Origin of the sequence: Aquabacterium humicola (genome assembly GCF_030167915.1) — a bacterium.
In the GTDB taxonomy this organism is placed as follows: domain Bacteria; phylum Pseudomonadota; class Gammaproteobacteria; order Burkholderiales; family Burkholderiaceae_C; genus Pseudaquabacterium; species Pseudaquabacterium humicola.
The window spans coordinates 1,108,912-1,131,183 of sequence record NZ_JARGNB010000002.1; the positions used below are offsets into that span (position 1 = coordinate 1,108,912).

The 22,272-nt window shown below is 69.8% G+C and carries 25 protein-coding genes; 12 read left to right on the forward strand and 13 right to left on the reverse strand.

The genetic code is table 11. The annotated features are described in order from the left end of the window. Positions 1-17 precede the first annotated feature (17 nt). Positions 18-2,150: an NAD(P)-binding protein gene (locus P1K89_RS15310; RefSeq protein ID WP_284617303.1), complete on the forward strand. Its 2,133-nt coding sequence runs from the start codon at positions 18-20 to the stop codon at positions 2,148-2,150. A 19-nt stretch (positions 2,151-2,169) separates the two neighbouring features. On the opposite strand, the gene P1K89_RS15315 is transcribed toward P1K89_RS15310, so the two are convergent. The 6 genes from P1K89_RS15315 to P1K89_RS15340 all read right to left on the reverse strand — a co-directional run bounded on the left by P1K89_RS15315 (position 2,170) and on the right by P1K89_RS15340 (position 7,534). After that, on the reverse strand, positions 2,170-2,769 hold the full coding sequence (locus tag P1K89_RS15315; protein WP_284617304.1) for a GNAT family N-acetyltransferase: 600 nt from the start codon (positions 2,767-2,769) through the stop codon (positions 2,170-2,172). Positions 2,770-2,920: 151 nt separating this feature from the next. Beyond that, positions 2,921-3,166: a hypothetical protein gene (locus tag P1K89_RS15320; protein WP_284617305.1), complete on the reverse strand. Its 246-nt coding sequence runs from the start codon at positions 3,164-3,166 to the stop codon at positions 2,921-2,923. Between the two features lie 131 nt (positions 3,167-3,297). After that, positions 3,298-5,580: a RelA/SpoT family protein gene (locus P1K89_RS15325; protein WP_284617306.1), complete on the reverse strand. Its 2,283-nt coding sequence runs from the start codon at positions 5,578-5,580 to the stop codon at positions 3,298-3,300. Positions 5,581-5,681: 101 nt separating this feature from the next. Then, complete coding sequence (gene rpoZ, locus P1K89_RS15330) at positions 5,682-5,885, reverse strand: DNA-directed RNA polymerase subunit omega (protein ID WP_284617307.1); 204 nt, start codon at positions 5,883-5,885, stop codon at positions 5,682-5,684. Positions 5,886-5,925: 40 nt separating this feature from the next. Next, positions 5,926-6,546, reverse strand: a complete 621-nt coding sequence (gene gmk / locus P1K89_RS15335) for a guanylate kinase (protein WP_284617519.1) — start codon at positions 6,544-6,546, stop codon at positions 5,926-5,928. A gap of 67 nt (positions 6,547-6,613) precedes the next feature. Then, positions 6,614-7,534 carry a YicC/YloC family endoribonuclease gene (locus P1K89_RS15340; RefSeq protein ID WP_284617308.1) on the reverse strand — a complete coding sequence of 307 codons (921 nt, stop codon included), beginning with the start codon at positions 7,532-7,534 and terminating at the stop codon, positions 6,614-6,616. A gap of 30 nt (positions 7,535-7,564) precedes the next feature. On the opposite strand from P1K89_RS15340, the gene P1K89_RS15345 reads away from it, so the two are divergent. From P1K89_RS15345 to hemW, 5 genes are read left to right on the forward strand one after another with little or no spacing between them, the layout of a single operon-like run. After that, on the forward strand, positions 7,565-8,533 hold the full coding sequence (locus tag P1K89_RS15345; protein ID WP_173128474.1) for a serine/threonine protein kinase: 969 nt from the start codon (positions 7,565-7,567) through the stop codon (positions 8,531-8,533). Between the two features lie 13 nt (positions 8,534-8,546). Next, complete coding sequence (locus P1K89_RS15350; RefSeq protein ID WP_284617309.1) at positions 8,547-9,464, forward strand: PP2C family protein-serine/threonine phosphatase; 918 nt, start codon at positions 8,547-8,549, stop codon at positions 9,462-9,464. 9 nt (positions 9,465-9,473) lie between these two features. Continuing rightward, positions 9,474-10,214 carry a ribonuclease PH gene (gene rph / locus P1K89_RS15355; protein ID WP_284617310.1) on the forward strand — a complete coding sequence of 247 codons (741 nt, stop codon included), beginning with the start codon at positions 9,474-9,476 and terminating at the stop codon, positions 10,212-10,214. Between the two features lie 17 nt (positions 10,215-10,231). Next, the gene (rdgB, locus tag P1K89_RS15360; protein ID WP_284617311.1) at positions 10,232-10,867 is read left to right on the forward strand and encodes an RdgB/HAM1 family non-canonical purine NTP pyrophosphatase; all 636 of its coding nucleotides are present in this window, start codon (positions 10,232-10,234) and stop codon (positions 10,865-10,867) included. An 18-nt stretch (positions 10,868-10,885) separates the two neighbouring features. Further along, the gene (gene hemW, locus P1K89_RS15365) at positions 10,886-12,088 is read left to right on the forward strand and encodes a radical SAM family heme chaperone HemW (RefSeq protein ID WP_284617312.1); all 1,203 of its coding nucleotides are present in this window, start codon (positions 10,886-10,888) and stop codon (positions 12,086-12,088) included. Between the two features lie 20 nt (positions 12,089-12,108). On the opposite strand, the gene P1K89_RS15370 is transcribed toward hemW, so the two are convergent. Further along, the gene (locus P1K89_RS15370) at positions 12,109-13,023 is read right to left on the reverse strand and encodes a LysR substrate-binding domain-containing protein (protein ID WP_284617313.1); all 915 of its coding nucleotides are present in this window, start codon (positions 13,021-13,023) and stop codon (positions 12,109-12,111) included. A gap of 127 nt (positions 13,024-13,150) precedes the next feature. Here P1K89_RS15370 and P1K89_RS15375 point away from each other — a divergent pair, with 127 nt between their 5' ends. Further along, a complete protein-coding gene (locus P1K89_RS15375; RefSeq protein ID WP_284617314.1) occupies positions 13,151-13,420 on the forward strand; it encodes a hypothetical protein in 270 nt (89 codons plus the stop codon). A 34-nt stretch (positions 13,421-13,454) separates the two neighbouring features. On the opposite strand, the gene P1K89_RS15380 is transcribed toward P1K89_RS15375, so the two are convergent. From P1K89_RS15380 to P1K89_RS15390, 3 genes are all read right to left on the reverse strand, one after another. Further along, positions 13,455-14,561 carry a protein-glutamate methylesterase/protein-glutamine glutaminase gene (locus P1K89_RS15380; protein WP_284617315.1) on the reverse strand — a complete coding sequence of 369 codons (1,107 nt, stop codon included), beginning with the start codon at positions 14,559-14,561 and terminating at the stop codon, positions 13,455-13,457. Between the two features lie 27 nt (positions 14,562-14,588). Further along, positions 14,589-15,242 (reverse strand): chemoreceptor glutamine deamidase CheD, encoded by a 654-nt coding sequence (gene cheD / locus P1K89_RS15385; RefSeq protein WP_284617520.1) that lies wholly within the window; start codon positions 15,240-15,242, stop codon positions 14,589-14,591. 62 nt (positions 15,243-15,304) lie between these two features. Beyond that, entirely contained in the window at positions 15,305-16,174 is an 870-nt protein-coding gene (locus tag P1K89_RS15390; RefSeq protein WP_284617316.1) for a CheR family methyltransferase, read from the reverse strand. Positions 16,175-16,358: 184 nt separating this feature from the next. Between P1K89_RS15390 and P1K89_RS15395 the strand changes: the two genes are divergently transcribed. The 3 genes from P1K89_RS15395 to P1K89_RS15405 are packed head-to-tail and all read left to right on the forward strand — an operon-like array spanning position 16,359 to position 18,327. Beyond that, positions 16,359-17,090 (forward strand): GGDEF domain-containing protein, encoded by a 732-nt coding sequence (locus P1K89_RS15395; protein ID WP_439897982.1) that lies wholly within the window; start codon positions 16,359-16,361, stop codon positions 17,088-17,090. After that, positions 17,087-17,902 carry a MinD/ParA family protein gene (locus tag P1K89_RS15400; RefSeq protein WP_284617317.1) on the forward strand — a complete coding sequence of 272 codons (816 nt, stop codon included), beginning with the start codon at positions 17,087-17,089 and terminating at the stop codon, positions 17,900-17,902. The genes P1K89_RS15395 and P1K89_RS15400 overlap by 4 nt, the downstream gene beginning before the upstream one ends. Before the next feature lie 5 nt (positions 17,903-17,907). After that, positions 17,908-18,327 (forward strand): group II truncated hemoglobin, encoded by a 420-nt coding sequence (locus tag P1K89_RS15405; protein ID WP_284617318.1) that lies wholly within the window; start codon positions 17,908-17,910, stop codon positions 18,325-18,327. 36 nt (positions 18,328-18,363) lie between these two features. On the opposite strand, the gene P1K89_RS15410 is transcribed toward P1K89_RS15405, so the two are convergent. Genes P1K89_RS15410 through radC form a run of 3 tightly spaced genes read right to left on the reverse strand, consistent with a single transcriptional unit; the run spans position 18,364 to position 20,722 of the window. Continuing rightward, positions 18,364-19,380, reverse strand: coding sequence for a thioredoxin family protein (locus P1K89_RS15410; protein ID WP_284617319.1), 1,017 nt, complete (start codon positions 19,378-19,380; stop codon positions 18,364-18,366). Between the two features lie 8 nt (positions 19,381-19,388). Further along, the gene (locus P1K89_RS15415) at positions 19,389-20,024 is read right to left on the reverse strand and encodes a Smr/MutS family protein (RefSeq protein ID WP_284617320.1); all 636 of its coding nucleotides are present in this window, start codon (positions 20,022-20,024) and stop codon (positions 19,389-19,391) included. Between the two features lie 26 nt (positions 20,025-20,050). Next, entirely contained in the window at positions 20,051-20,722 is a 672-nt protein-coding gene (gene radC / locus P1K89_RS15420) for a RadC family protein (RefSeq protein ID WP_284617321.1), read from the reverse strand. Positions 20,723-20,802: 80 nt separating this feature from the next. On the opposite strand from radC, the gene P1K89_RS15425 reads away from it, so the two are divergent. Both P1K89_RS15425 and ispH read left to right on the forward strand, forming a co-directional pair. Then, positions 20,803-21,246 (forward strand): FKBP-type peptidyl-prolyl cis-trans isomerase, encoded by a 444-nt coding sequence (locus P1K89_RS15425; RefSeq protein WP_284617322.1) that lies wholly within the window; start codon positions 20,803-20,805, stop codon positions 21,244-21,246. Further along, positions 21,246-22,226 carry a 4-hydroxy-3-methylbut-2-enyl diphosphate reductase gene (gene ispH / locus P1K89_RS15430; protein WP_284617323.1) on the forward strand — a complete coding sequence of 327 codons (981 nt, stop codon included), beginning with the start codon at positions 21,246-21,248 and terminating at the stop codon, positions 22,224-22,226. Before P1K89_RS15425 ends, ispH begins: the two co-directional genes overlap by 1 nt. Positions 22,227-22,272 lie beyond the last annotated feature (46 nt).

Consider the following 22,272-nt stretch of genomic DNA (forward strand, 5'->3'; position numbering starts at 1 on the left):
AAAGGAGCGGCAGGTCGATGGATGCCACACCGAAGAAGGTTGCGATCCTGGGCGGCGGCGCGTCGGCGCTGACGGTCGCGTGGGCGCTGACCAGCCAGCCCGACTGGCGCCAGCGCTACGCCTCGATCACGGTCTACCAGCAGGGCTGGCGCCTCGGCGGCAAGGGCGCCAGCGGCCGTGGCCCCGACGGCCGCATCGAGGAGCACGGGCTGCACGTCTGGATGGGCTGGTACCAGAACGCCTTCCGCATCATGCGCGAGGCCTATGCCGAGCTCGGCCGGGCCGCCGGCGCGCCGCTGGCGAACTGGGACGACGCGTTCAAGCGCCACGGCTTCATCGACCTCGGCGAACAGGTGAAGGGGCGCTGGATCGACTGGCCGCTCGAATTCCCGATCACCGACGATGCGCCGGGCTTGGGCGGCGAATTCGGCACGCTGGCCGACTACATCGACGAGACGCTGCAGTCGCTGCACCGGCTGCTCGACGGCACGCTGTTCACGGCGCCCACGTCGTCGACGGCACCCGCGCACGGGTTGATCGACAAGCTGCTGCAGTCGGTCGAGCACGTGCTGCGCCTGGTCGAGGACGTCGCCGACATCGCCGCCGCCGAGCTGCTGCTGCATGCCGCGCGCGGCCACAGCGCGCGGCTGCGCCAGGGTGCGGATCCGGACGAGGTGCGCGGCCCGCTGGTGGCGCTGCTGCGCGAGGTCCGGCGCCGGCTGCTCGCGCACATCGAAGCCCATCTCGAGGGCGACACCGAGGCGCGCCGGCTGTTCATCATCGTCGACATCGGGCTCGCCTGCACCGCGGGCGTGCTGGAACGCGGGCTGGAGCAGGGCGCGCACGCTCTCGACGCGATCGACCACCTGGACTTCCGCGCCTTCCTGCGCGAGAGCGGGGCGCTCGATTCGAGCGTCGAGTCCTCGCTGGTGCGCGCGTTCTACGACCTGCTGTTCGCCTACCGCGACGGCAACCCGGACGACCAGCGCGTCGCAGCCGGGGTCGCGCTGCGGTTCATCTTCCGCATGGTGCTGACCTACAAGGGAGCCATCTTCTGGAAGATGCAGGCGGGCATGGGGGACACCGTGTTCACGCCGATGCACCAGGTTCTCGAGAAGCGCGGCGTTCGCTTCGAGTTCTTCCATCGTGTGCACAACCTCGAACTGAACGCCGACAAGACCGCCGTCGAACGCATCCACGTCGGCCGGCAGGCGACGCTGCGCGAGGGCGACACCTACCGCCCCTATGTGGACGTCAAGGGCCTGCCGTGCTGGCCCAATACGCCGCTGTACGCGCAACTGGTCGAAGGCGACGAATTGAAGGCGCAGGGCATCGACCTGGAGTCGATGTGGTCGCCGTGGGTCGAGCGCGAGGTGCCGGTGATCCTCGAACGCGGGCGCGATTTCGACCTCGTTGTCTTCGGCATCTCGATCGCCAGCATCCCGTACGTCGCCGGCGAGCTGCTGGCGGCCAGCCCGGCGTGGCAGGCGAGCGTGGCCGGCGTCGAGACCGTGCGCACGCAGGCCGCACAGCTGTGGCTTCAACCCACGCAGCAGGCGCTCGGCTGGACCTTGCCCAGCGCGGTGACCGATGCCTACCCCGAACCGCTGGACACCTGGGCCGACATGACCCACCTGCTGCCGCGCGAGGACTGGGCGGACGACGCGACGCCGGGCACGCTGACCTACTTCTGCGCGCCGATGCCCGGCGGCATCCCGCCGCTGGACGACCGCGCCGCCCCCGCGCGCGAGGACGCGCAGGTCCGGGCCAACGCGCTGCAGTGGCTGGAGCAGTGGGCGACGGTGATGTGGCCGCAGGCCGGCGATCCGGCCACGCCGGGCCGCGGCTTCGACTGGTCTTTGCTCATGGCGCCGGCCGATCGGCAGGGCCGCGCGCGCTTCGACGCGCAGTACTGGCGCGCGAACATCGATCCGTCGGAGCGCTACGTGCTGTCGGTGCCGGGGTCGACGGCGGTGCGGCTGCGGGCCGACCGGCGCGACTTCGAGAACCTGTTCATCACCGGCGACTGGATCTACACCGGCGTCAATGCCGGCTGCGTCGAGGGCACGGTGATCTCGGGGCTGCTGACCGCCAACGCGATCGGCGGCGTGCCCGCGTTGTCGGAGATCGTCGGCTACGCCAGCCCCTGACGAGGCCGTCGTTGCGACCTCACTGGCCGGGGAAGGGCGGCAGCAGCAGCAGGTGCAGCCGCGTCAGCACCGCGTCGTCCGGATGCGGCGTCGCGGTGAATCCGCAGTGCTGCAGCATGCGCAAGGTGGATTCGTCGCCGCAGTGCACGTCGGCGCGCAGCCATTGCAGCCGGCGGCGCGACGCGGCGCGCACCAGCGCCAGCAGCGCCCGCGTGCCGAGCCCCAGGCGCTGCCAGCCCTCGGCGACCACCAGCGCGATGTCGGCGCTGCCGGTGCTGCCGTCGATCACGAAGCGCAGCTCGCCGACGATGCGCTCGCCGCCCTCGTCGGGCACCGTGATCACGAAGCCGACCTCGTGGTCGGGGTCGATGTCGGTCAGCGCCGCGAGGCGCGCGTCCGACAGGCCGGCGGCGGTCGTGCCGTAGCGCGCCTGGCGGCTCGCGGGGCCGAGCGCGGCGATGAAGCGGCCCAGCGCGGCACGGTCACGCGGGCTCACCGGCCGCACGCGCACCGGCGTGCCGTTCGCCAGCCGCCATTGCGTGCCGGCGTCGGCGGTGATGCGGCAGGCAGCCGGTGCATGCACCGCCGGGGCGGTGGACTGCAGGAGGGTGGTGCTCATCATCGCGGTGTCCGTCGGGAGGGCTTGATGGGCACTGTAAGGAGCCGCCCTCGAATCCCCGATGAACAATGCAGCCGTCCCGGAGTGACATATTCACCCCCGCGCGACAAGCGCTGACGCCGGCGACATCGCGCCGGCGCAGTGAGCACGCTCAGCGCTTGCCGATGGCCTCGTAGCGCGCGGCCAGCTTGGCGGCGAAATGCGGGTCGTTGGGGTCCAGGGGCTTCGTCGGATCGTCGACGATGACCTGCGGCGCCGCGGCGCGGCAACCGCTGTCGGCGGCCGGCTTGTCGGCGGCCGCGGCCTGCGACGGTGCCAGCAGCAGCACGCTGCCGCCGAGCAGCAGCATCACGGGCAGGCACATCCACACGATCGGGGAGAGGCGGGGCAGTTTCATGGCGCGGTTCCTGGGTGATTCGACGTGGTCGTCGAGGGTTGGCCCCAGTCTAGGAAGCGCGCCCGGCGCGCGTTGCTAACTCGCGCCTACGGGGATGCGAAGAGATTGCTAAGCGGCCGCCGCGACGGCCGTCAGGGCTTCACGCGCGACGCGCGCACCACCGGCGGCGAGCGTTTCAGCGTGCGCAGCACGTCGGCCAGGTGATGGCGGTCGCGCACGGCCAGCGACAGGCGCAGCTCGGCGATGTCGGCATCCCGTTCGTTGTCCATGTCGATGTGCGTGATGTCGGCTTCGGCGGCGCTGACCGACGCGGCCACCTGGGCCAGCGCACCCTTGCCGTTGCGCACCTGCACGGCGATCATCGTCTCGAAGGCCCGCACCGGCTGCTCGGCCCATTCCACGGCCATCCAGCGCTCGGGATCGCGTTCCTTCAGCCGCTTGCCGTTGTGGCAGTCGGCGGTGTGCACCAGCAGCCCTTCGCCGCGGCCCAGGTAGCCGACGATCGCGTCGCCCGGGATCGGTCGGCAGCAGGTGGCCAACTGCACCGACGCGCCTTCGCTGCCGTCGATTGCCACGCCGCCCTGGCTCGGCGCCGCGTCGTCCGCGGCATAGCGGCCCAGCGTCAGCGTCACCGCATCGGGCCGCGTGCCGCGCTCGGCCATCAGCTGCGCCAGCCGCTTGGCGACGATGGTGGCGATCTTGCGGCCCAGGCCGATGTCGGTCAGCAGCTCACCGCGGCCGCGATTGCCGCTCCAGCGCGTCAGCTGGTGCCACAGCGCATTGGCTTCGGTGTCGGTCGGGTCGGTCGACGGCAGGCCGAGGCCTTCGGCCCGCAGCGCCTGCTGCAGCAGCTTTTCGCCCAGGCTGCGCGACTCTTCCTGCTCCATCGTCTTCAGGAAGTGCCGGATCTTCGAGCGCGCACGCCCGGTGCGCACGAAGTTCAGCCAGGCCGGGTTCGGCCGTGCGCCGGGTGCGGTGACGATCTCGACGACGTCGCCGCTCTTGAGCTCCGTGCGCAGCGCGACCGGCTCGCCGTTGACCTTGGCCGCGACGCAGTGGTCGCCGACGTCGGAGTGGATCGCGTAGGCGAAGTCCACCGCCGTCGCGCCACGCGGCAGCGCCATGATCTTGCTCATCGGCGTGAAGACGTAGACCGCCTCGGGCACGAGGTCGATCTTCACGTGCTCGAGGAACTCGGCCGCGTCGCGCGTCTCGTCCTGGATGTCCAGCAGCGACTGCAGCCACATCGCGCCCAGCGGATGCGCATCGCCCGAGCCGCCGGCGCGGCGGTCGTTCTTGTAGAGCCAGTGCGCCGCGATGCCGCTTTCGGCCACCGCGTGCATCTGCTCGGTGCGGATCTGGAACTCCACCGCGGTGCCGAGCGGGCTGACCAGCGTGGTGTGCAGCGACTGGTAGCCGTTGGGCTTGGGGATCGCGATGTAGTCCTTGAAGCGGCCCGGCACCGGCTTGTACAGCTGGTGCAGCACGCCGAGCGCCAGGTAGCAGTCGGGCAGCGTCTGCACGACGATGCGGAAGCCGAAGATGTCGTTGACCTGCGCGAAGCTGGTGTGCTTTTCGCGCATCTTGCGGTAGATGGAGTAGACGGTCTTTTCGCGACCCGAGACCAGCACCTTCATCTTCGATGCGGCGAAGGCCTTCTCGACGTCCTTGTGCACGCGGTCGACGATGTCGCGCCGGTAGCCGCGTGAACGCTTGACCGCCTTGTCGAGCGCGCCGTGGCGCCAGGGAAACAGGTGCGCGAACGACAGTTCCTGCAGCTCGCGGTAGATCTGGTTCAGGCCCAGCCGGTGGGCGATGGGCGCGAAGATGTCCAGCGTCTCGCGAGCGATGCGTTTTCGCTTGGCCGGCTGCATCGCGGCCATCGTGCGCATGTTGTGCAGCCGGTCGGCCAGCTTCACGAGGATGACGCGCACGTCGCGCGCCATCGCCAGCAGCATCTTGCGGAAGGACTCGGCCTGGCCTTCCTCGCGCGTCGGGAACTGCAGCTTGTCCAGCTTCGTCAGCCCGTCGACCAGCTCGGCGGTCGGCGCGCCGAAGCGTTCGATCAGCTCGACCTTGGTGACACCGCAGTCCTCCATGGCGTCGTGCATCAGCGCGGCCATCACGGCCTGCGCGTCGAGGCGCCAGTCGGCCACCATGCCGGCGACGGCGATCGGATGCGTGATGTAGGGCTCGCCGCTGGCGCGGAACTGGCCCAGGTGGGCCTCGTCGGCGAACTTGTAGGCCTCGCGGATCTGCTTGATCTCGCCTTTCGACAGGTAGCCGAGCTTGTCCGAGAGTGCGGCGAAGGAGGCGGCTTCGGGCTTCGGCGCGGTTTCGATCGCGGGCGCCCGATGCTTCGGCTGCAGCGCGGCAGGCAAAAGCAGTTCAGCGGCGAACGATCGGATCCCCATGGCCCGAATTTAGCCTGCTTTGACGGGCGCGCCGTGGCGCGCGGGAAAGCAAAAAGGGCACCCGAGGGTGCCCATTTGCAATGATCTGGAAACGCCGTGCCTCAGATCGGCACGCGGCGCAGCATCTCGATGCCGACTTCGCCCGCGGCAATTTCGCGCAGCGCGGTGACGCCGGGCTTGTTCTTGGTCTCGATCTTGGGCGCGTGGCCCTGGCTCAGCATGCGGGCGCGGTAGGTCGCGGCGAGCACGAGCTGGAAGCGATTCGGGATCTTCTGCAGGCAGTCTTCGACGGTGATGCGGGCCATGGGCGTCCTGGTGGATTTCGAAGTCTGTTCGAAGCTCGGTTCAGATCAGATTCAGCGCGGCGAAGACCTGCGACTTGTTGCGCAGTTGAGCGGCGTACTTCAGGCGCTGCGAGTGCACGACGGTCTTCAGGTCGAAAAGCGCCGTTTCGAACAAAGAATTGATTATAACGAAGTCGAAGTGCCGGGCCTGTGCGACTTCCTCGCGGGCGTTGGCCATGCGCTCCTCGATGACCTCGGGATGGTCCTCGCCGCGGCGCTGCAGGCGCTGCTTCAGCTCCTGCCAGCTCGGCGGCAGGATGAAGATCAGCACCGCGTGCGGGAAGAGCTTCTTGATCTGCAGCGCGCCCTGGAAGTCGATCTCCAGCACCACGTCCTCGCCTTCGGCCAGGCGCTTCTCGACCGCCGAGCGCGAGGTGCCGTAGAGGTTGCCGTGCACCTCGGCCCACTCGAAGAAGTCGCCATGCGCGACCATCGCGCGAAACGTCGGCTCGTCGATGAACCAGTACTCGCGGCCGTGCTGCTCCTGGCCCCGCGGCTGACGCGTGGTGTGCGAGACCGACACCGCGAGGTGCGAATCCAGCTCCAGCAGCGCCTTGACCAGGCTGGACTTGCCGGCGCCCGACGGCGCGGCGACGACGAAGAGGTTGCCGGGCGTCTCGATCGGCGATGCAGAGCCGGCGGCTGCAAGGGGCCCGGCGGGCGCGGGGGTGTCGCTCATCTGATCGGCCTCACTCGATGTTCTGCACCTGCTCGCGCATCTGCTCGATCGCCACCTTCATCTCGACCGAGACGTTGGTCAGCTCCAGCGCCGACGACTTCGAACCCAGCGTATTCGCCTCGCGGTGCAGTTCCTGGATCAGGAAGTCCAGCCGCTTGCCGAGCTCGCCGCCGGCCTTCAGCAGCCGCGTGATCTCGTCGAGGTGGGCCTTGAGGCGCGACAGTTCCTCGGCGACGTCGATGCGCAGCGCGTAGGCGGCGGCTTCGTTGAGGGCGCGCTCCTGCAGCGCCTCGGGCTTGACGGTGCTCGCCGCGCCGGCATTGGCCAGCGCCTCGTGCCAGCGCTCGAGGAAGCGCTGCTGCTGGCGCTGCACGACCTGCGGCACCAGCGGCTCGGCCTGCGCGGCCAGTTCGCGCAGGCGGCCGATGCGTTCGCTCAGGATCGCGACGAGGCGGGCGCCTTCGCGGGCCCGCGCCTCGCGCATCGCCTCGACGGCTGCGCGGGCGGCTTGAAGCACCGCATCGTCCAGCCGTTCGGTGGCGGCCGCGCCGCGGCACCAGTTCAGCGCCTCGCTGGTGCTGAACGAGCGGGCGTTGGGCAGGAAGGACTGCACGGTGGATTCCAGCTGAGCAAGCCGCATCAGCTGTTCCGGTTGCGGCTGCGGCCAGGCGTTGTCGGACTCGCGCTGCGTCGCGACCCGCAATTCGATCTTGCCGCGCTTGAACACCTGGCCGACGAGCTCGCGCAGCGCCGGTTCGAGGCCGCGCAGCTCATCGGGCAGCCGCAGCGACAGGTCGAGGAAGCGGCCGTTGACGGACCTGAGCTCGACCGTCGCGGCCGACCCCGCACCTGGGGAAGCCGGCGCCGTTTCGGCAGGTGCTGCAGCCGCTGCGCTGGCGCTGCCGAAACCGGTCATGCTGTAGACTGCCATCGACTATTCGTTCGAGCGAAATCACCAATTATGTCAAAGCCAAAACCCGCCCCTTTGCCTGCGGGCACGGTGGTCGGGGGGTACTCGATCGTCAAGAAACTGGCGGCCGGTGGCTTTGGGGTGGTCTACCTCGCCGAGGATGCCGACCGGCACCTGGTGGCGGTGAAGGAATACCTGCCGGCGTCGCTGGCCGAACGTTCGCCCGGTGAACTGACGCCACGCGTCAAGCCCGAGAAGCAGCCGCTGTACCGGTTGGGCCTGAAGAGCTTCTTCGAAGAAGGCCGGTCGCTCGCGCAGATCTCGCATTCCAGCGTCGTCTCGGTGCTGAATTTCTTCCGCGAGAACGAAACCGTCTACATGGTGATGAACTACCTGCAGGGCGATACCCTGCAGGATTTCATCGTCACCGCGCGCGACCTCAAGCGCGACAAGGTGTTCCGCGAGTCGACGATCCGCAGCCTCTTCGACGAGATCCTGCGCGGCCTGCGCATCGTGCACCAGCACAAGATGCTGCACCTGGACATCAAGCCGGCGAACATCTTCATCACCAACGACAACAAGGCGGTGATGCTCGACTTCGGCGCTGCGCGCGAAGTGCTGAGCAAGGAAGGCAATTTCATCCGGCCGATGTACACGCCCGGCTTCGCCGCGCCCGAGATGTACCGCCGCGACGGCACGCTGGGCCCGTGGACCGACATCTACGCAATCGGCGCCTGCATCTATGCCTGCATGCAGGGCTATCCGCCGAACGACGCGCCGCAGCGGCTCGAGAAGGATCGCCTCGCGCTGTCGCTGTCGCGGCTGCGCAATGTCTACTCGGACAACCTGATCGAGGTCACCGAGTGGTGCATGTCGCTCGATCCGCTGTCGCGGCCGCAGAGCGTGTTCGCGCTGCAGAAGGAGCTGTCGCGCGAGACCGAACGCCGCTACACCAAGCTCAGCTTCAGCGAGCGGCTGAAACTGCAGATCGAGAACCTGAAGTCCGGCGCCAAGCCGTGATCCGGAGCGCGCGATGAGGTTCTCCGTCTACCAGGTCAGCCGCAAGGGCGGCCGCGAGAAGAACGAAGACCGGATGGGGTATTGCTATACCCGCAGTTCTGGCCTCTTTGCGCTGGCCGACGGCATGGGCGGACATCCGGAGGGCGAGGTCGCCTCGCAGCTGGCGCTGCAGACGATGGCCGCGCTCTACCAGCGCGATGCCAAGCCGGGCCTGAAGGACCCGCTGCGCTTCCTGCACGACGCCATCCTCGCCGGTCACCACCAGCTGCTGCGCTACGCCACCGACAAGGCGCTGCTCGACACGCCGCGCACCACCATCGTCGCCTGCGTGCTGCAGGGGAACGCGGCGTACTGGGCGCACTGCGGCGATTCGCGCCTGTACCTCGTTCGCGGCGACAAGCTGATCGCCCGCACGCGCGACCATTCGTACACCGAGCTGCAGGACACGATGGCGCAGGTGGTGCCGATCGCGCAGCGCTTCAACCGCAACGTGCTGTTCACCTGCCTCGGCTCGCCCGGCAAGCCGGTGGTCGACACCGCCGGGCCCCTGCTGATGCAGCCGGGTGACAAGGTGCTGCTGTGCTCGGACGGCCTGTGGGGCAGCGTGACCGACGCGGTGATCACCGAGCAGCTGTCGTTGCGCCCCATCTCCGATGCCGTGCCCGAGCTCGCCGAGCAGGCGCTGCGCAATGCCGGCGCGAAGAGCGACAACGTGACCATCCTGGCGGTCGAGTGGGAAGCCGCCGAGGACCATGAATCGACCGTCGCGGTGTCGACGCAGAACCTCGGCGACGAGGTCTTCGCATCGACCATCCAGGCCAGCCTCGGCGCCGGCGAAGCCCCGCCCGACGAGCTCGACGACGCGGAGATCGAACGCTCGATCCGCGAGATCAACGAGGCCATCCGGCGCTCGTCCCAGAAAAAACACTGAGGTCCTTCCATGAGTGAATTCCAGCGCGCCAGCGGCCGCGCAGCGGACGCCTTGCGTCCGGTGGTCATCCAGCGCGGCTTCACCCGCCATGCCGAGGGGTCGGTGCTGGTGTGCTTCGGCGAGACGCGCGTGCTGTGCACCGCGTCGGTCGAGGAGAAGGTGCCGCCGCACAAGCGCGGCTCCGGCGAAGGCTGGGTGACGGCCGAGTACGGCATGCTGCCGCGCGCCACGCACACCCGCGGCGACCGCGAGGCCGCGCGCGGCAAGCAGAGCGGCCGCACGCAGGAGATCCAGCGCCTGATCGGCCGTTCGCTGCGCTGCGTGTTCGACCTCGCGGCGCTCGGTGAGCGCAGCATCCTGATCGATTGCGACGTGCTGCAGGCCGACGGCGGCACGCGCACCGCCGCGATCACCGGGGCCTGGGTCGCCGCGCAGGACGCGGTGAGCTGGCTGCTGGCCAAGGGCGCGATCCCGAAGAGCCCGATCAAGAGCGCGGTGGCGGCGATCTCGGTCGGCATCGTCGACGGCACGCCGCTGCTGGACCTGGAATACACCGAGGACGCGGCCTGCGACACCGACATGAACGTCGTGATGACCGGGGCCGGCGGCTTCGTCGAGGTGCAGGGCACGGCCGAAGGTGCGTCCTTCACCCGCACCGAGATGGACGCGCTGCTGGCGCTGGCCGACAAGGGCATCCGCGAGCTGGTGCAGGCCCAGGCGGCGGCGCTGGCACTGCCTTTGCCCCGCTGACGTTCACGGTGAATCCGATGCGCCTCGTGCTCGCCTCCAACAACGCGAAGAAGCTCGCCGAGCTGCGCGCGCTGCTCGCCGGCCTGCCGCTGGAGATCGTCACGCAGGGCGAGCTGGGCATCGTCGAGGCCGAGGAGCCGCACCACACCTTCGTCGAGAACGCGCTGGCCAAGGCGCGCCATGCGGCGCGGGCCTGCGGCGGCGCGGCGATCGCCGACGACTCGGGGCTGTGCGTCAACGCGCTCGGCGGGTCGCCGGGCGTGATCTCGGCGCACTACGCGGGCGAAGTCGACGTCATCGCCGGCGAGGACCGCGAGGCGCGCCGCCGCCGCCAGGATGCGCTGAACAATGCCCTGCTGCTCGAACGGCTTCAGGGCGCCGCCGACCGCCGTGCGCACTTCATCAGCACGCTGGTGGCGCTGCGCCATGCCGACGATCCGGAGCCGCTGATCGCCGTCGGCCGTTGGCCGGGCGAGGTGCTCGACAGCCCGCGCGGCAACGGCGGCTTCGGCTACGACCCCCTGATGATGATCCCCGAGCTGGGCGCGACGGTCGCCGAGCTCGATGCCGATCGCAAGAACCGCTTCAGCCACCGTGCACGCTCGGCCGCCGCGCTGCGCGAGCAGCTGGTGCAGGTCTGGCGCCTGGCCTAGCGTTCAAGGGAAGCGGCCATGGTCGACGGTGCCGATGTCGTTGCGCGCTACCTGCGCCCGGGCACGCTCACCCTGAGCGAGCAGCCGCCGCTGTCGCTGTACGTGCACCTGCCGTGGTGCCTGGCGAAGTGTCCGTACTGCGACTTCAATTCCCACGCGCTGCCGGACGGGAAACCGCCCGAGCAGCGCTACCTCGACGCGCTGCGCGCCGACCTCGACGCGGCGCTGCCGCAGGTCTGGGGCCGGCCGGTGATCAGCGTGTTCATCGGCGGCGGCACGCCGAGCCTGTTCTCGCCGGAGGCCATCGACCGGCTGCTGGCCGATATCCGTGCCCGCCTGCCACTCGAGCCGGGCTGCGAGATCACGCTGGAAGCGAACCCCGGCACCTTCGAACGCGAGCGCTTCAAGGCCTTCCGGGCCGCCGGCGTCACGCGGCTGTCGGTCGGCGTGCAGAGCTTCGACGACGGCATGCTCAAGCGCCTGGGCCGCGTGCACAACGGCGCGCAGGCGCGCGCCGCGCTCGAAGAAGCGAAGGACGCGTTCGACACCTTCAACCTCGACCTGATGTACGCGCTGCCGGGGCAGACCCTCGCGCAGCTGCAGGCCGACCTCGACACCGCGCTGTCGTTCGCGCCGCCGCACCTGTCGATCTACCACCTGACGATCGAGCCGAACACCCGCTTCGCGGTGCAGCGGCCGGTGGGCCTGCCGGACGACGACCTCGCCAGCGACATGCTGGACCTGCTGGTCGAACGCACGGCCGCCACGGGCCTGCAGCGCTACGAGGTCTCGGCATTCGCCCAGCCCGGCCACCGCTGCAGGCACAACCTGAACTACTGGCAGTTCGGCGACTACCTCGGCATCGGCGCCGGCGCCCACGGCAAGCTGAGCTACCCGCATCGCGTCGTGCGCCAGGTGCGCTGGCGCGAGCCGATGAGCTACATCGAGCAGGCGCTCGCCGGCAGCGCAATGAGCAACGACGACGAGGTGGCGCGCAAGCAGCTGCCTTTCGAGTTCATGCTCAACGCACTGCGACTGCGCGAGGGCTTCGCGCTGGCCGACTTCAGCGCCCGCACCGGGCTGCCGCTGACGGCCATCGAAGCGCCGCTGCAGCAGGCCGAAGCGCGCGGGCTGGTCGAGCGCGACTTCGTGCGCGTGAAGCCGACCGTGCGCGGCTTCGACTTCCTGTCGGACCTGCAGTCGCTGTTCCTGGCGCCTTGACGCGCTGATCCGCCGAGGCTTCAGCCGGCCGGCGCGGGGCTCACGCGCAGCTCGGCCGCCGACTGCGCCAGTTCCTCGCGCAGCCAGGCGTGGAAGGCCTGCAACGGTGGCCAGTCGGCCAGTGCCGGCGGGTAGACGATCCAGAAGGTGTCGTAGCCGTCGCCGGCCACCGCCTGCTGCGCCAGTCGCACCAGCCGGCCGTCGCGCAGCGCATCGGCAGCCAGCAGCTCGCGCGTGAGTGCCAGCCCCAGACCTTGTTCGGCCGCCTGCAGCATCAGGCCCGCATCGTTGAAGCTGGCGACCGGGTTGACGCGCGTCGTGTGGCCCTGCTGCGCGAACCACTGCTGCCAGAGGTCTGCATCGCCGAGCAGCGGCTCGTCGGCCAGCGCCGCGGGGGAGGCGCCGCGCAGCCGGCGCGCGATGTCGGGCGCGGCGAGCGCGATGCGCGACGAGGCGATCAAGGGCTCGCACTGCAATCCGCGCCACGGACCGGCGCCCTGGCGCAGCGCGACGTGGAAGCCTTCCTTCTGCAGGTCGATGACCCGCGGCGACGCCTCGAGCTCCAGCGCGATGCAGGGGTGGCGGGCGCGCCACCGCCCCATGCGGGGCAGCAGCCAGCGCTGCGCGAAGGAGGGCAGCAGCGTCACGCGCACGCGCTGCGTATCGCCGGCCGCGGTGGCGGCAGCGGCGCGCAGGCCTTCGTCGAGCTGGTCCAGCGCGCTTTCCACGGCCGCCAGCAGCGCCGCGCCGGCGGGGTTGAGCACGATGCGGCGGCCGCTGCGCTCGAAGAGCACGAAGCCCAGCTGTTCCTCGAGCAGCTTGATCTGCTGGCTGACCGCGCTGTGCGTCAGGTGCAGCACCTCGGCGGCGGCACGCAGGTTCTGGCGCTTCGCGACGGCGCGGAAGGTGGGCAGCGTTTGCAGGGGAAGGCGCATGTTGGTAAGTATCGCTGACCAATTTGGCCGGAACTTATCGATTTTCTTGCCAGGAAGCTATGTTTATGCTTACCAGCACGTCGAATCCATGACCACCGGAGTGTTTATGAACGCCAACACCTGCACGATGCCCGCCCCGATCCCGCTGCACCGTCCGCTGTGGCAGCGCATCAAGGATGCGGCGCTGGACAGTCTGACGAATTGGCGCCGCGCGCGCGTCGTTCCCGAGGGCGAGATGGACCTGCAGCTGGCGATCGAGCTCAACGACGCGACGCTGCGCGACATCGGCGCGCCCGAGTGGCTGCAGGCCGAGGCGGCGGCCCGCCGGGGAGCGGACTCGCTGGCGCTGCGCGCCGCGCGTGTGGACCTCGCGGGCGGCGGCCTGCGCTGGCAGTGAACGACGGGCGGACCGCGCCGACGGCGCGGTTCGCTCAGACGCGGTGGATCGCCGCGCCGACCGTCGAGCGCAGGCGCTCGAGCAGCGCCGGTGCGATGCGCTGCAGCGGCAGCACCTCGTCGGCCGCGCCGTGGGCGATGGCTTCGCGCGGCATGCCGAAGACGACGCAGCTCGACTCGTCCTGGCAGAAGTTGTAGCTGCCGGCGTCGCGCATCGTCTTCATCGCGCGTGCGCCATCGGCGCCCATGCCGGTCAGCATCACGCCGAGCGCGTTCTGGCCGACCACGCGTGCCGCCGATTCGAACAGCACCTCGACCGACGGCTTGTGGCGGTTCACCGGGTCACCGTCGCGCACGCGGGCGATGTAGTTCGCACCGGAACGCTCGACCGACAGGTGCAGCCCGCCCGGCGCGATGTAGGCATGGCCCGGGATGATGCGGTCGCCGTCCACGGCTTCCTTGACGCGGATGCGGCACAGGCCGTCCAGCCGCGCGGCATAACTGCGGGTGAAACCCGCCGGCATGTGCTGCGTGATGACCACCGCCGGCGCGTCGGCCGGCAGGTTCATCAGCACTTCCTTGGTCGCTTCGGTGCCGCCGGTGGAGGCGCCGATGAAGATGATCTTCTCCGTCGACAGGCGACCCAGCGACGCGGCCGGGGCGGCCGGTCGCACACCCGCGGGTGCCGGCGAGCCGGGGGCGGCCCCGGCCGGCGCGACCGCCGGCGGCAGGCGCCGCACGTGGGCCTTCGACGCGGTGCGGACCTTCTCGGTGATGTCCTCGGCGAGTTGGCGCAGCCCGTCGGCGACGCCGATCTTCGGCTTGGCGACGAAATCGATGGCGCCGAGCTCCAGCGCGCGCAGCGTCACCTCGGCGCCGCGTTCGGTCAGCGTGCTGACCATCACCACCGGCATCGGCCGCAGGCGCATCAGCTTGGACAGGAAGTCGATGCCGTCCATGCGCGGCATCTCGACGTCCAGCGTGATGACGTCGGGATTGAGGTTGCGGATCATCTCGCGCGCGACGTAGGGATCGCTCGCGGCGCCGACACACTCCATGTCCGGCTGCTTGTTGATGATCTCGGCGAGCAGGCCACGTACCAGCGCGGAATCGTCGACCACCACGACACGGGTTTTGGACATCTTGAACTCCGTCTTGTCGTCGGTTGATCAGAACAGGTCGACCGAGCCGCCGCCGGTGGACACCGGCACGGCCTTCTGCGCCGCGGCGCGGTCCTGGGCCAGCAGCGCGTCGGTGTTGGTCGGCGCCAGGCGCTTGACCATCGCCTTGCCGCTGCCGGGCAGGAAGCACACCTTGCGCGGGTAGACGTCCATCACATCCTTGCTGACGATGGGAATGCGCTCGGTCTGCAGGTAGTCGATGACGAACTTGGTGTTGCGCTCGCCGACGTTGAGGCTGTTCATGCCGCTGATCACCGCGCCGCCGCCGAAGACCTTGGCCTCCATCGTGATGCGCGAGGCGCCGCGCTTCATCATCTCGTTGATCAGCAGTTCCATCGCGTACGAGCCGTAGCGGCCGGAGTCGCCGGCGCCTTCGGGCAGCATGAAATGGTTCATGCCGCCGATCTTGCGCTCGCGGTCCCACAGGCAGGCGGCGATGCACGAGCCCAGCGTGGTGGTGATCAGCAGGTCCTCGTCGTGCACGAAGTACTCGCCCGGCAGCACCTTGACCGAGTCGTTCTTGAAGTGCGCGTCCCAGAAGAAGAACGAGGCCTCGCCCGGCTTGCGCGACGCGGCCTTGAGCTTCTCCAGCCGCGGCGAGCTGTTGATCGTGTTGTTGATCGTCGGCATGCGCGGCGCCATCGTGGCGGTGGCAGACATCGGAATCATGTGAAGCGGTCCTGTCTCGGGCGAGCGGGGTCGGCTCAGGCCTTCTGGTAGATCGTCTTGCCGCGAAGCTTGTACAGGTCGCGCGAGTCGGTGAAGTTCTCGGAGTGGCCCACGTACAGCAGGCCGCCGGGCCGCGTGATGCGATGCATCTGCTGCAGCACCTGGCGCTGCGTCTGCGCATCGAAATAGATCATCACGTTGCGGCAGAAGATGATGTCGAAGGGCTCGCCCAGGGCCCAGTCGCGGGCCATCAGGTTGAACGGCCGGAACTCGATCATGCGTGCCAGCTCGGGCTTGACGCGGATGAAGCCGGCGTTCGCGCCCTTGCCGCGCAGGAAGTGCTTCTGCAGGCGCTGCGGCGACAGGCCGCGCGAATCGGCGTCGTAGACACCGCGCTGCGCGGTGGCCAGCACCTTGGTGTCGATGTCGCTGGCCAGGATGCGCACCGCTGCGCTCGGGCCCAGCGCCTCGGCGACGGTCATCGCGATCGAGTACGGTTCCTCGCCGGTCGAGGCCGCGCTGCACCAGATGCGCAGGTTCTGTCCGGCGCGGGCCTTCAGGTCGTCGGCCAGCGCGTGGAAGTGGTGGTCCTCGCGGAAGAAGGAGGTCAGGTTGGTGGTCAGGCAGTTGATGAACTCCTGCCACTCGGCGTCACCCGACGCGCCGGTGTGCGACTGCAGCCACTGCAGGTAGTCGGCGAACGAGCGGTGGCTGGTCTCGCGCAGCCGGCGCGACAGCCGGCTGTAGACCATCGCCTGCTTGCCCGCGTGCAGGCTGATGCCCGCGCGCTGGTAGATCAGCTCGCGCACCTTGTCGAAGTCGGCCTTCGAGAACGTGAATTCCTGCTCGACGGCGGCACTGCCGGTCGTTGCGGCAGGCCGTGTCGGTGCAATGAGGTCGGACATGGTTCGTATTCGAGGACGGTCCAGGGGCGCGATGCCGCGGCATCACGGCATTTGTTCGGCAGTCTGACCGAGCGCTTGAGGTCCGAGCGGGCGAAGAAAGCCCGGTTTGGACCGCTATTCCCGCCCCTGTCGCAGGAAGGGCCACTGCTAGACTGGCCGCACGCTGTACCTCGTCAACCCTTCAGTGGACGCCCACCACCGACCGCAACTGCTGCACCCCGATGCCGACGTACTGCGGCTGGACATGGCGCTGGCGCTGCTGCGGCACGCAGGGCAGGAGATTCCCGGCGGCATCCCGGGCTCGCAGGCCTGGATGCAGCAGCTGATCGACCGGCTGGTCGACCTGTCGAGCCGCGATCCGCTGACGGGCCTGGCGAACCGCCGCCACTTCGAGCTGGCGCTGGCGCGCGAGGTCGATCGGGTGGCCCGGTCCGGCGAATCGGCGCTGCTGCTGGTCGTCGACATCGACCATTTCAAGCGCATCAACGACACCCACGGCCACGCGGTCGGTGACCAGGTCATCCGCGCGGTCGGCGAGGCGCTGGCCGTCACCGTGCGGCCGATGGACCTCGTCGCGCGCATCGGCGGCGAGGAATTCGCGATCGTGCTGCCGAACTGCGCGGCCGCTTTCGGGCCGCAGGTAGCCGCCCGCATCCGTCATCGTGTCGCCCGCACCGTGCTGCCGCTGCTCGACGGCCGCACGATCGGCGTCACCGTCAGCGTCGGCGGCGCCTTCGCGCAGCAATGGGTGCGCTCGTCCGCGGAACTCTGGATGGAGCGCGCGGATCGTCAGCTGTACCGCGCGAAGGCCGAAGGCCGCGACCGCGTCTGCATCGAACCTTCCGAAGTGCCCTCGGTCAGCGCCGAAGAGAAGGGCATGCTGTTCGGCACCTCCCAGTTTCAGGACTTCGAATGACTCCCGTCACCCCGTCGGCCCCCACGGCCGCGCCCGCGTCGACTGCGCCGCCGCCCAAGGGCGCGCGCATCACCGCGATCACCAGCGGCAAGGGCGGTGTCGGCAAGACCTTCAGCACCGCGAACCTCGCCGCCGCGCTCGCCCGCCGAGGGGCGCGCGTGTTGGTGCTCGATGCCGACCTCGGCCTCGCGAACCTGGACGTCGTGCTGAACCTGTACTCGCGCCTGACGCTGCACGATGTCTTCACCGGCCGCACGCCGCTGGACGACGCGATCCTGCCGGCGCCCGGCGGCTTCTCGGTGCTGCTGGCGGGCTCGGGCCTGATCGAGTATTCGCGCATGACGCCCGAGGTACGCGACAAGCTGCTCGACGTGATCCAGCGCGTGCGTCCGCGCTACGACCACGTGCTGCTCGACACCGGGGCCGGCATCTCCGACGTCGTGCTGTTCACGGTGTCGCTGGCCGACGAGGTGCTGATCGTCGCGACGCCGGAACCGACCTCGCTCGCCGATGCCTACGCCACCGTCAAGGTGCTGGCCTCGACGCAGGCGCCGCGGCCGATGAAGCTGCTGGTCAACCAGACGCAGCGCAGCGGCGAAGGCCGTGCGGTGCGGGCGCAGCTGCAGCAAGTCGTTGACCGCTTCGTCAACGGCAACCTCGCGCAGCCGATCAAGCTGGACCACATCGGCGACATCCCGCAGGACAGCGCGGTGCGCGAGACGGTGCAGCGGCGCCAGCTGCTGCTGGAGTCGCTGCCCGGCAGCCCGGCCGCGCAGGCGCTGGTCGCCGCCGCCGCCAAGCTGGCAGGCTGAAGGCCATGGCGGACATCGACGACGACGCGGCGAGCGCTGCGGCGGCGATCACCCCGTTCGAACGCCTGGGCGGCGAAACCGGCGTGCGCGCGCTGGTCGACCGCTTCTACGACCTGATGGACCTCGAGCCGGTCTTCACCGAGCTGCGCGCGCTGCATCCGCAGTCGCTCGACGGTTCGCGCGACAAGCTCTTCTGGTTCCTCTGCGGCTGGCTCGGCGGCCCGAACCACTACATCGAGCGCTTCGGCCACCCGCGGCTGCGCGCGCGCCACCTGCCGTATGCGATCGGCATCCGCGAGCGCAACCAGTGGATGGCCTGCATGCTGCAGGCCATGCAGGACGAGGGCATCGACCCGGCCATGGCCGAGCGCCTGGCCGAGAGCTTCTTCGGCACCGCCGACTGGATGCGCAACCAGGGCGGCTGAGCCGGGCCAGGTCGAGGCGGCCGGCGCCGCCCCGCTTCACTTCCAGAGATCGACCGGCTTGCCCTGCTCGCGCAGCCTGTCCGCCTTCGCCTGCACGAAGCGCTGGAAATGCGGCTGCTGGCGGTAGGCGCCGTCGGCCACGTACTCGAACGCGCTCTCGATGTGGAAGGGCCGCATGTAGCCGTCGAAGCGGAAGGCCTCGCGGCCTTGCGCGTCGAAGAACACCACCGTGGGGTACAGCTGGATGCCGAGGTCGCGCGCGAAGCGGCGCACGTCGCTGCGCCGGCCGTCGGGCGTCACCAGCGGGCTTGACGTCGCCGGCGCCAGCCGCGCGATGTCGAAGCGGGCGAGCAGCGGCTTCATCGCATCGCGGGCGAAAGCCTCGCCGTGCATCTCGGCGCAGGCCTTGCATGACGCCGATTCGAACAGCACCGCCAGCGGCCTTGCGCGGCCGCCGCGCGCCAGGTTGCCCGCGTCGCGCATCAGGTAGGGCCGCGGGCCCGCGATCGCCACCTCGGGTTCCTTCAACTGCGCGGCGAGGTACTCGGCCAGCGACTGCTCGCGGTCGCGGCGCTGGATGACGTAGTCCAGCACATGCGTGAAGCGCTCGGGCGGCTGGTAGCCGTTCAGCCGCAGTGCGACGCGGCCGTCGCTCTCCAGGAACAGCAGGGTCGGCGTGAACTGCACCTTCAGCAGCTGCGCGAGGCCTTTTTCGGTGGTCTGCGTGCCGTCGAGCCAGGTGACGTCGCTGCCGCCCCAGATGTTCACCGCGATGGCGACGAAGTGCTGGCGTGTCTTGTCGGTGATCGGCCCCGGCCCGAAGTTGGCCTTCATCAGCGCCTTGCAGTACGGACAGCCGTCCTGGCCGAAATAGACCATCACCCGCTTGCCCTCGCGCGCGGCCTCGGGCACCTCGTCCTTGAAGTCGAGCAGGCTGTTGGAGAACCAGCGCGGGATCTCGATCGCGTGCGGGGAGGGTTGTGGCTGGGCGAACGCCGCGCTGACGGCGAACAGCAGCAGCACGCCGAGGGCTCGAAGGAAGACTGGCATCATCGTCCCGATCAGCTGCCGGCCAGCAGCACCACCAGCGCCCCGGCACCCCCCTGCGGGCCACTGGCCTGCGCGAAGGCGATCACCTCCGCGCTCTGCGCCAGCCAGCGTTGCACCTTGGCCTTCAGCACCGGCTGCCGGCCCGGCGAGCCGTGTCCCTTGCCATGCACGACGCGCAGGCAGCGCATGCCGCGGCGCTGGCATTCATGCAGGTAGTCGGCGAGCGCACGGCGCGCCTCGTCGCGGTTCAGCCCGTGCAGGTCGATCTGGCCCTGCAGCGCCCACTGGCCCCGGCGCAGCTTGGTCACCACCTCGGGGCCGATGCCGGGACGGCGAAAGCTCAGGCCGTCGTCGGTCAGCAGCAGCGACTCGAGGTTGACCTCGTCGGACAGCGACTCGCGCACCGCCGCCTGCTCGTCGAGCTCGCGCTGGCGCGGGTGCGGCGGCGGCAGCGGCCGCACGATCTCGGCCAGGCCACGGTCGCGCAGCTTGTGCACCGGGCCGACCGCACGGGCGAACAGGTCGTGCTGGACCTGCTGGCGGCGCTGCAATGCGCGCTCGCGCGCGGCGCGCTCGGCCGCGTCGCGCTGCGCGCGGGCCATCGCCTCGCGCAGGGCGCCGAGCTCGGCCAGGCTCCTGATCTTCATGACATTCCCAACGCTGTTCAGCGGCATCACAACAGGCCGCGCTCGGCGAACGATACGACAGCCCCGCGGCCGACGACGAGGTGATCGAGCAGCCGCACGTCGACGAGTTGCAATGCGCTCTTCAGCGACTGCGTGAGGAATTCATCGGCCCGCGAAGGTTCCGCGAGCCCCGAAGGATGGTTGTGCGCCAGGATCGCCGCGCCGGCATTCAGCGCCAGCGCGCGCTTGACCACCTCGCGCGGGTAGACGCTGGTCTGGTTCAGCGTGCCGCGGAACATCTCGTCCCACTGCACGAGGCGGTGCTGGCTGTCGAGGAACAGCACCGCGAAGACCTCCTGGTGCAGCCCGGCGAGCTTCAGCTGCACGAAGTCCTTCACCGCCTGCGGCGAGTCGAAGACCGGTGTCTCGCGCATCTGCTGCACGAGCGAGCGGCGCGCCATCTCGACCACCGCCGCCAGCTCGGCGCGCTTGGCCGGGCCCAGGCCCTTGACCGCCAGCTCGTCGGGCCTGGCCTGCAGCAGCCCGGCGAAGCCGCCGAAGCGCTGCAGCACGTGTTCCGCCAGTTGCAGCACGCCCTGGCCGCGCACGCCGGTGCGCAGCAGCAGCGCCAGCAGCTCGGCATCGGCCAGCGCCGCGGGCCCCAGCGCCAGCAGTTTTTCGCGCGGCCGGGCGCCGCTCGGCAGGTGCTTGATCGACATCATCGACGGCCGGCGCCGCCCCCCTCGTAAAATGCGGCCAGTCTAGTCGCCACGCGCGACGCCACTTCTCCCCCCTTGGCGTGATCACCATTCAGGAGGGGTCGTTCCTGACCCTGCATTACCGGCTCGCCGGACCCGACGGCAGCGACGTCGTCAATACCTTCGACGGGCAACCGGCGACGCTGTCGCTCGGCCAGGGCCAGCTGGCCCCGGCCATCGAGCAGAAACTGCTCGGCCTGAGCGAAGGTGCGCACGAGACGTTCCGTCTCGATGCTGGCACGGCCTTCGGCCAGCGCAACCCCGAGCTGCTGCAGCGGGTCAAGCGCGCGCTGCTGGCCGAGCTGGGCGACCCGGACGCCGAGTACCACGTCGGCGACGTCGTGCAGTTCCCGACGCCGGACGGGCAGGGCGCCTATGCCGGCGTCGTGCGCGAGCTGGGGCCCGACTGGCTGCTGTTCGACTTCAACCACCCGCTGGCCGGGCAGCCCGTGACCTTCGAGGTCCGGGTGATCGGGGTGCTGTGATGGCGGCGACGGCCGAGCCCCGCGTCGACGACGTGCTGCTGGCCGAGCCGCGCGGCTTCTGCGCCGGCGTCGACCGCGCGATCGAGATCGTCGAGCGCGCGCTGGAGCGCTTCGGCGCGCCGATCTACGTGCGCCACGAGATCGTCCACAACACCTATGTCGTCAACGACCTGAAGGCCAAGGGCGCGATCTTCATCGAAGACCTGGCCGACGTGCCGCCCGGCGCCACGCTGGTCTTCAGCGCGCACGGCGTGCCGCGCAGCGTGCGCGACGAGGCCAGGCACCGCGGCTTCCAGGTCTTCGACGCCACCTGCCCGCTGGTGACCAAGGTGCACGTCGAGGTCGCCAAGCTCGCCCGCGAAGGCTACGAGTTCGTGATGATCGGCCACAAGGGGCACCCCGAGGTCGAGGGCACGATGGGCCAGCTCTCGGAGGGCATCTACCTCGTCGAGGACGTCGCCGACGTCGCGCGCGTCAACCCGAAGGGCGACAAGCTGGCGGTCGTCACGCAGACCACGCTGTCGGTCGACGACGCCGCCGCGATCCTCGCCGCGGTGAAGGCGCGCTTTCCGGCCGTGCGCGAGCCCAAGCAGCAGGACATCTGCTACGCGACGCAGAACCGCCAGGACGCGGTGAAGCTGATGGCGCCGCAGGTCGACGTTGTGATCGTCGTCGGCAGCCCGACCAGCAGCAACAGCAACCGCCTGCGCGAGCTGGCCGAGCGACTGGGCACGCCCGCCTACATGGTCGACTCGACCGAGGACCTGCAGCCGGCCTGGTTCGACGGCCGCCCGCGCGTGGGCCTGACCGCCGGCGCCTCGGCGCCCGACGTGCTGGTGCAGCAGGTCATCGCCCGGCTGCGCGAGCTCGGCGCCGTCAGCGTGCGCCGCATGGCCGGCGTCGAGGAGACGGTGCGTTTCCCGCTGCCGGTGGGGCTGGGCGACAAGTCGATGCGCGAGTTCTCGTCCTCGCGATCCTGATCCGCCGTTCGCTTGCACATGCATCGGAACGGCACCCTCGGGTGCC

Bases quoted from the DNA above. Each gene is read 5' to 3' on its own strand.
- P1K89_RS15310 (WP_284617303.1), top strand. From the start codon at position 18: ATGGATGCCACACCGAAGAAGGTTGCGATCCTGGGCGGCGGCGCGTCG.
- P1K89_RS15315 (WP_284617304.1), bottom strand. From the start codon at position 2,769: ATGAGCACCACCCTCCTGCAGTCCACCGCCCCGGCGGTGCATGCACCG.
- P1K89_RS15320 (WP_284617305.1), bottom strand. From the start codon at position 3,166: ATGAAACTGCCCCGCCTCTCCCCGATCGTGTGGATGTGCCTGCCCGTG.
- P1K89_RS15325 (WP_284617306.1), bottom strand. From the start codon at position 5,580: ATGGGGATCCGATCGTTCGCCGCTGAACTGCTTTTGCCTGCCGCGCTG.
- rpoZ (WP_284617307.1), bottom strand. From the start codon at position 5,885: ATGGCCCGCATCACCGTCGAAGACTGCCTGCAGAAGATCCCGAATCGC.
- P1K89_RS15340 (WP_284617308.1), bottom strand. From the start codon at position 7,534: ATGGCAGTCTACAGCATGACCGGTTTCGGCAGCGCCAGCGCAGCGGCT.
- P1K89_RS15345 (WP_173128474.1), top strand. From the start codon at position 7,565: ATGTCAAAGCCAAAACCCGCCCCTTTGCCTGCGGGCACGGTGGTCGGG.
- P1K89_RS15350 (WP_284617309.1), top strand. From the start codon at position 8,547: ATGAGGTTCTCCGTCTACCAGGTCAGCCGCAAGGGCGGCCGCGAGAAG.
- rph (WP_284617310.1), top strand. From the start codon at position 9,474: ATGAGTGAATTCCAGCGCGCCAGCGGCCGCGCAGCGGACGCCTTGCGT.
- rdgB (WP_284617311.1), top strand. From the start codon at position 10,232: ATGCGCCTCGTGCTCGCCTCCAACAACGCGAAGAAGCTCGCCGAGCTG.
- hemW (WP_284617312.1), top strand. From the start codon at position 10,886: ATGGTCGACGGTGCCGATGTCGTTGCGCGCTACCTGCGCCCGGGCACG.
- P1K89_RS15370 (WP_284617313.1), bottom strand. From the start codon at position 13,023: ATGCGCCTTCCCCTGCAAACGCTGCCCACCTTCCGCGCCGTCGCGAAG.
- P1K89_RS15375 (WP_284617314.1), top strand. From the start codon at position 13,151: ATGCCCGCCCCGATCCCGCTGCACCGTCCGCTGTGGCAGCGCATCAAG.
- P1K89_RS15380 (WP_284617315.1), bottom strand. From the start codon at position 14,561: ATGTCCAAAACCCGTGTCGTGGTGGTCGACGATTCCGCGCTGGTACGT.
- cheD (WP_284617520.1), bottom strand. From the start codon at position 15,242: ATGGCGCCGCGCATGCCGACGATCAACAACACGATCAACAGCTCGCCG.
- P1K89_RS15390 (WP_284617316.1), bottom strand. From the start codon at position 16,174: ATGTCCGACCTCATTGCACCGACACGGCCTGCCGCAACGACCGGCAGT.
- P1K89_RS15400 (WP_284617317.1), top strand. From the start codon at position 17,087: ATGACTCCCGTCACCCCGTCGGCCCCCACGGCCGCGCCCGCGTCGACT.
- P1K89_RS15405 (WP_284617318.1), top strand. From the start codon at position 17,908: ATGGCGGACATCGACGACGACGCGGCGAGCGCTGCGGCGGCGATCACC.
- P1K89_RS15410 (WP_284617319.1), bottom strand. From the start codon at position 19,380: ATGATGCCAGTCTTCCTTCGAGCCCTCGGCGTGCTGCTGCTGTTCGCC.
- P1K89_RS15415 (WP_284617320.1), bottom strand. From the start codon at position 20,024: ATGAAGATCAGGAGCCTGGCCGAGCTCGGCGCCCTGCGCGAGGCGATG.
- radC (WP_284617321.1), bottom strand. From the start codon at position 20,722: ATGTCGATCAAGCACCTGCCGAGCGGCGCCCGGCCGCGCGAAAAACTG.
- ispH (WP_284617323.1), top strand. From the start codon at position 21,246: ATGGCGGCGACGGCCGAGCCCCGCGTCGACGACGTGCTGCTGGCCGAG.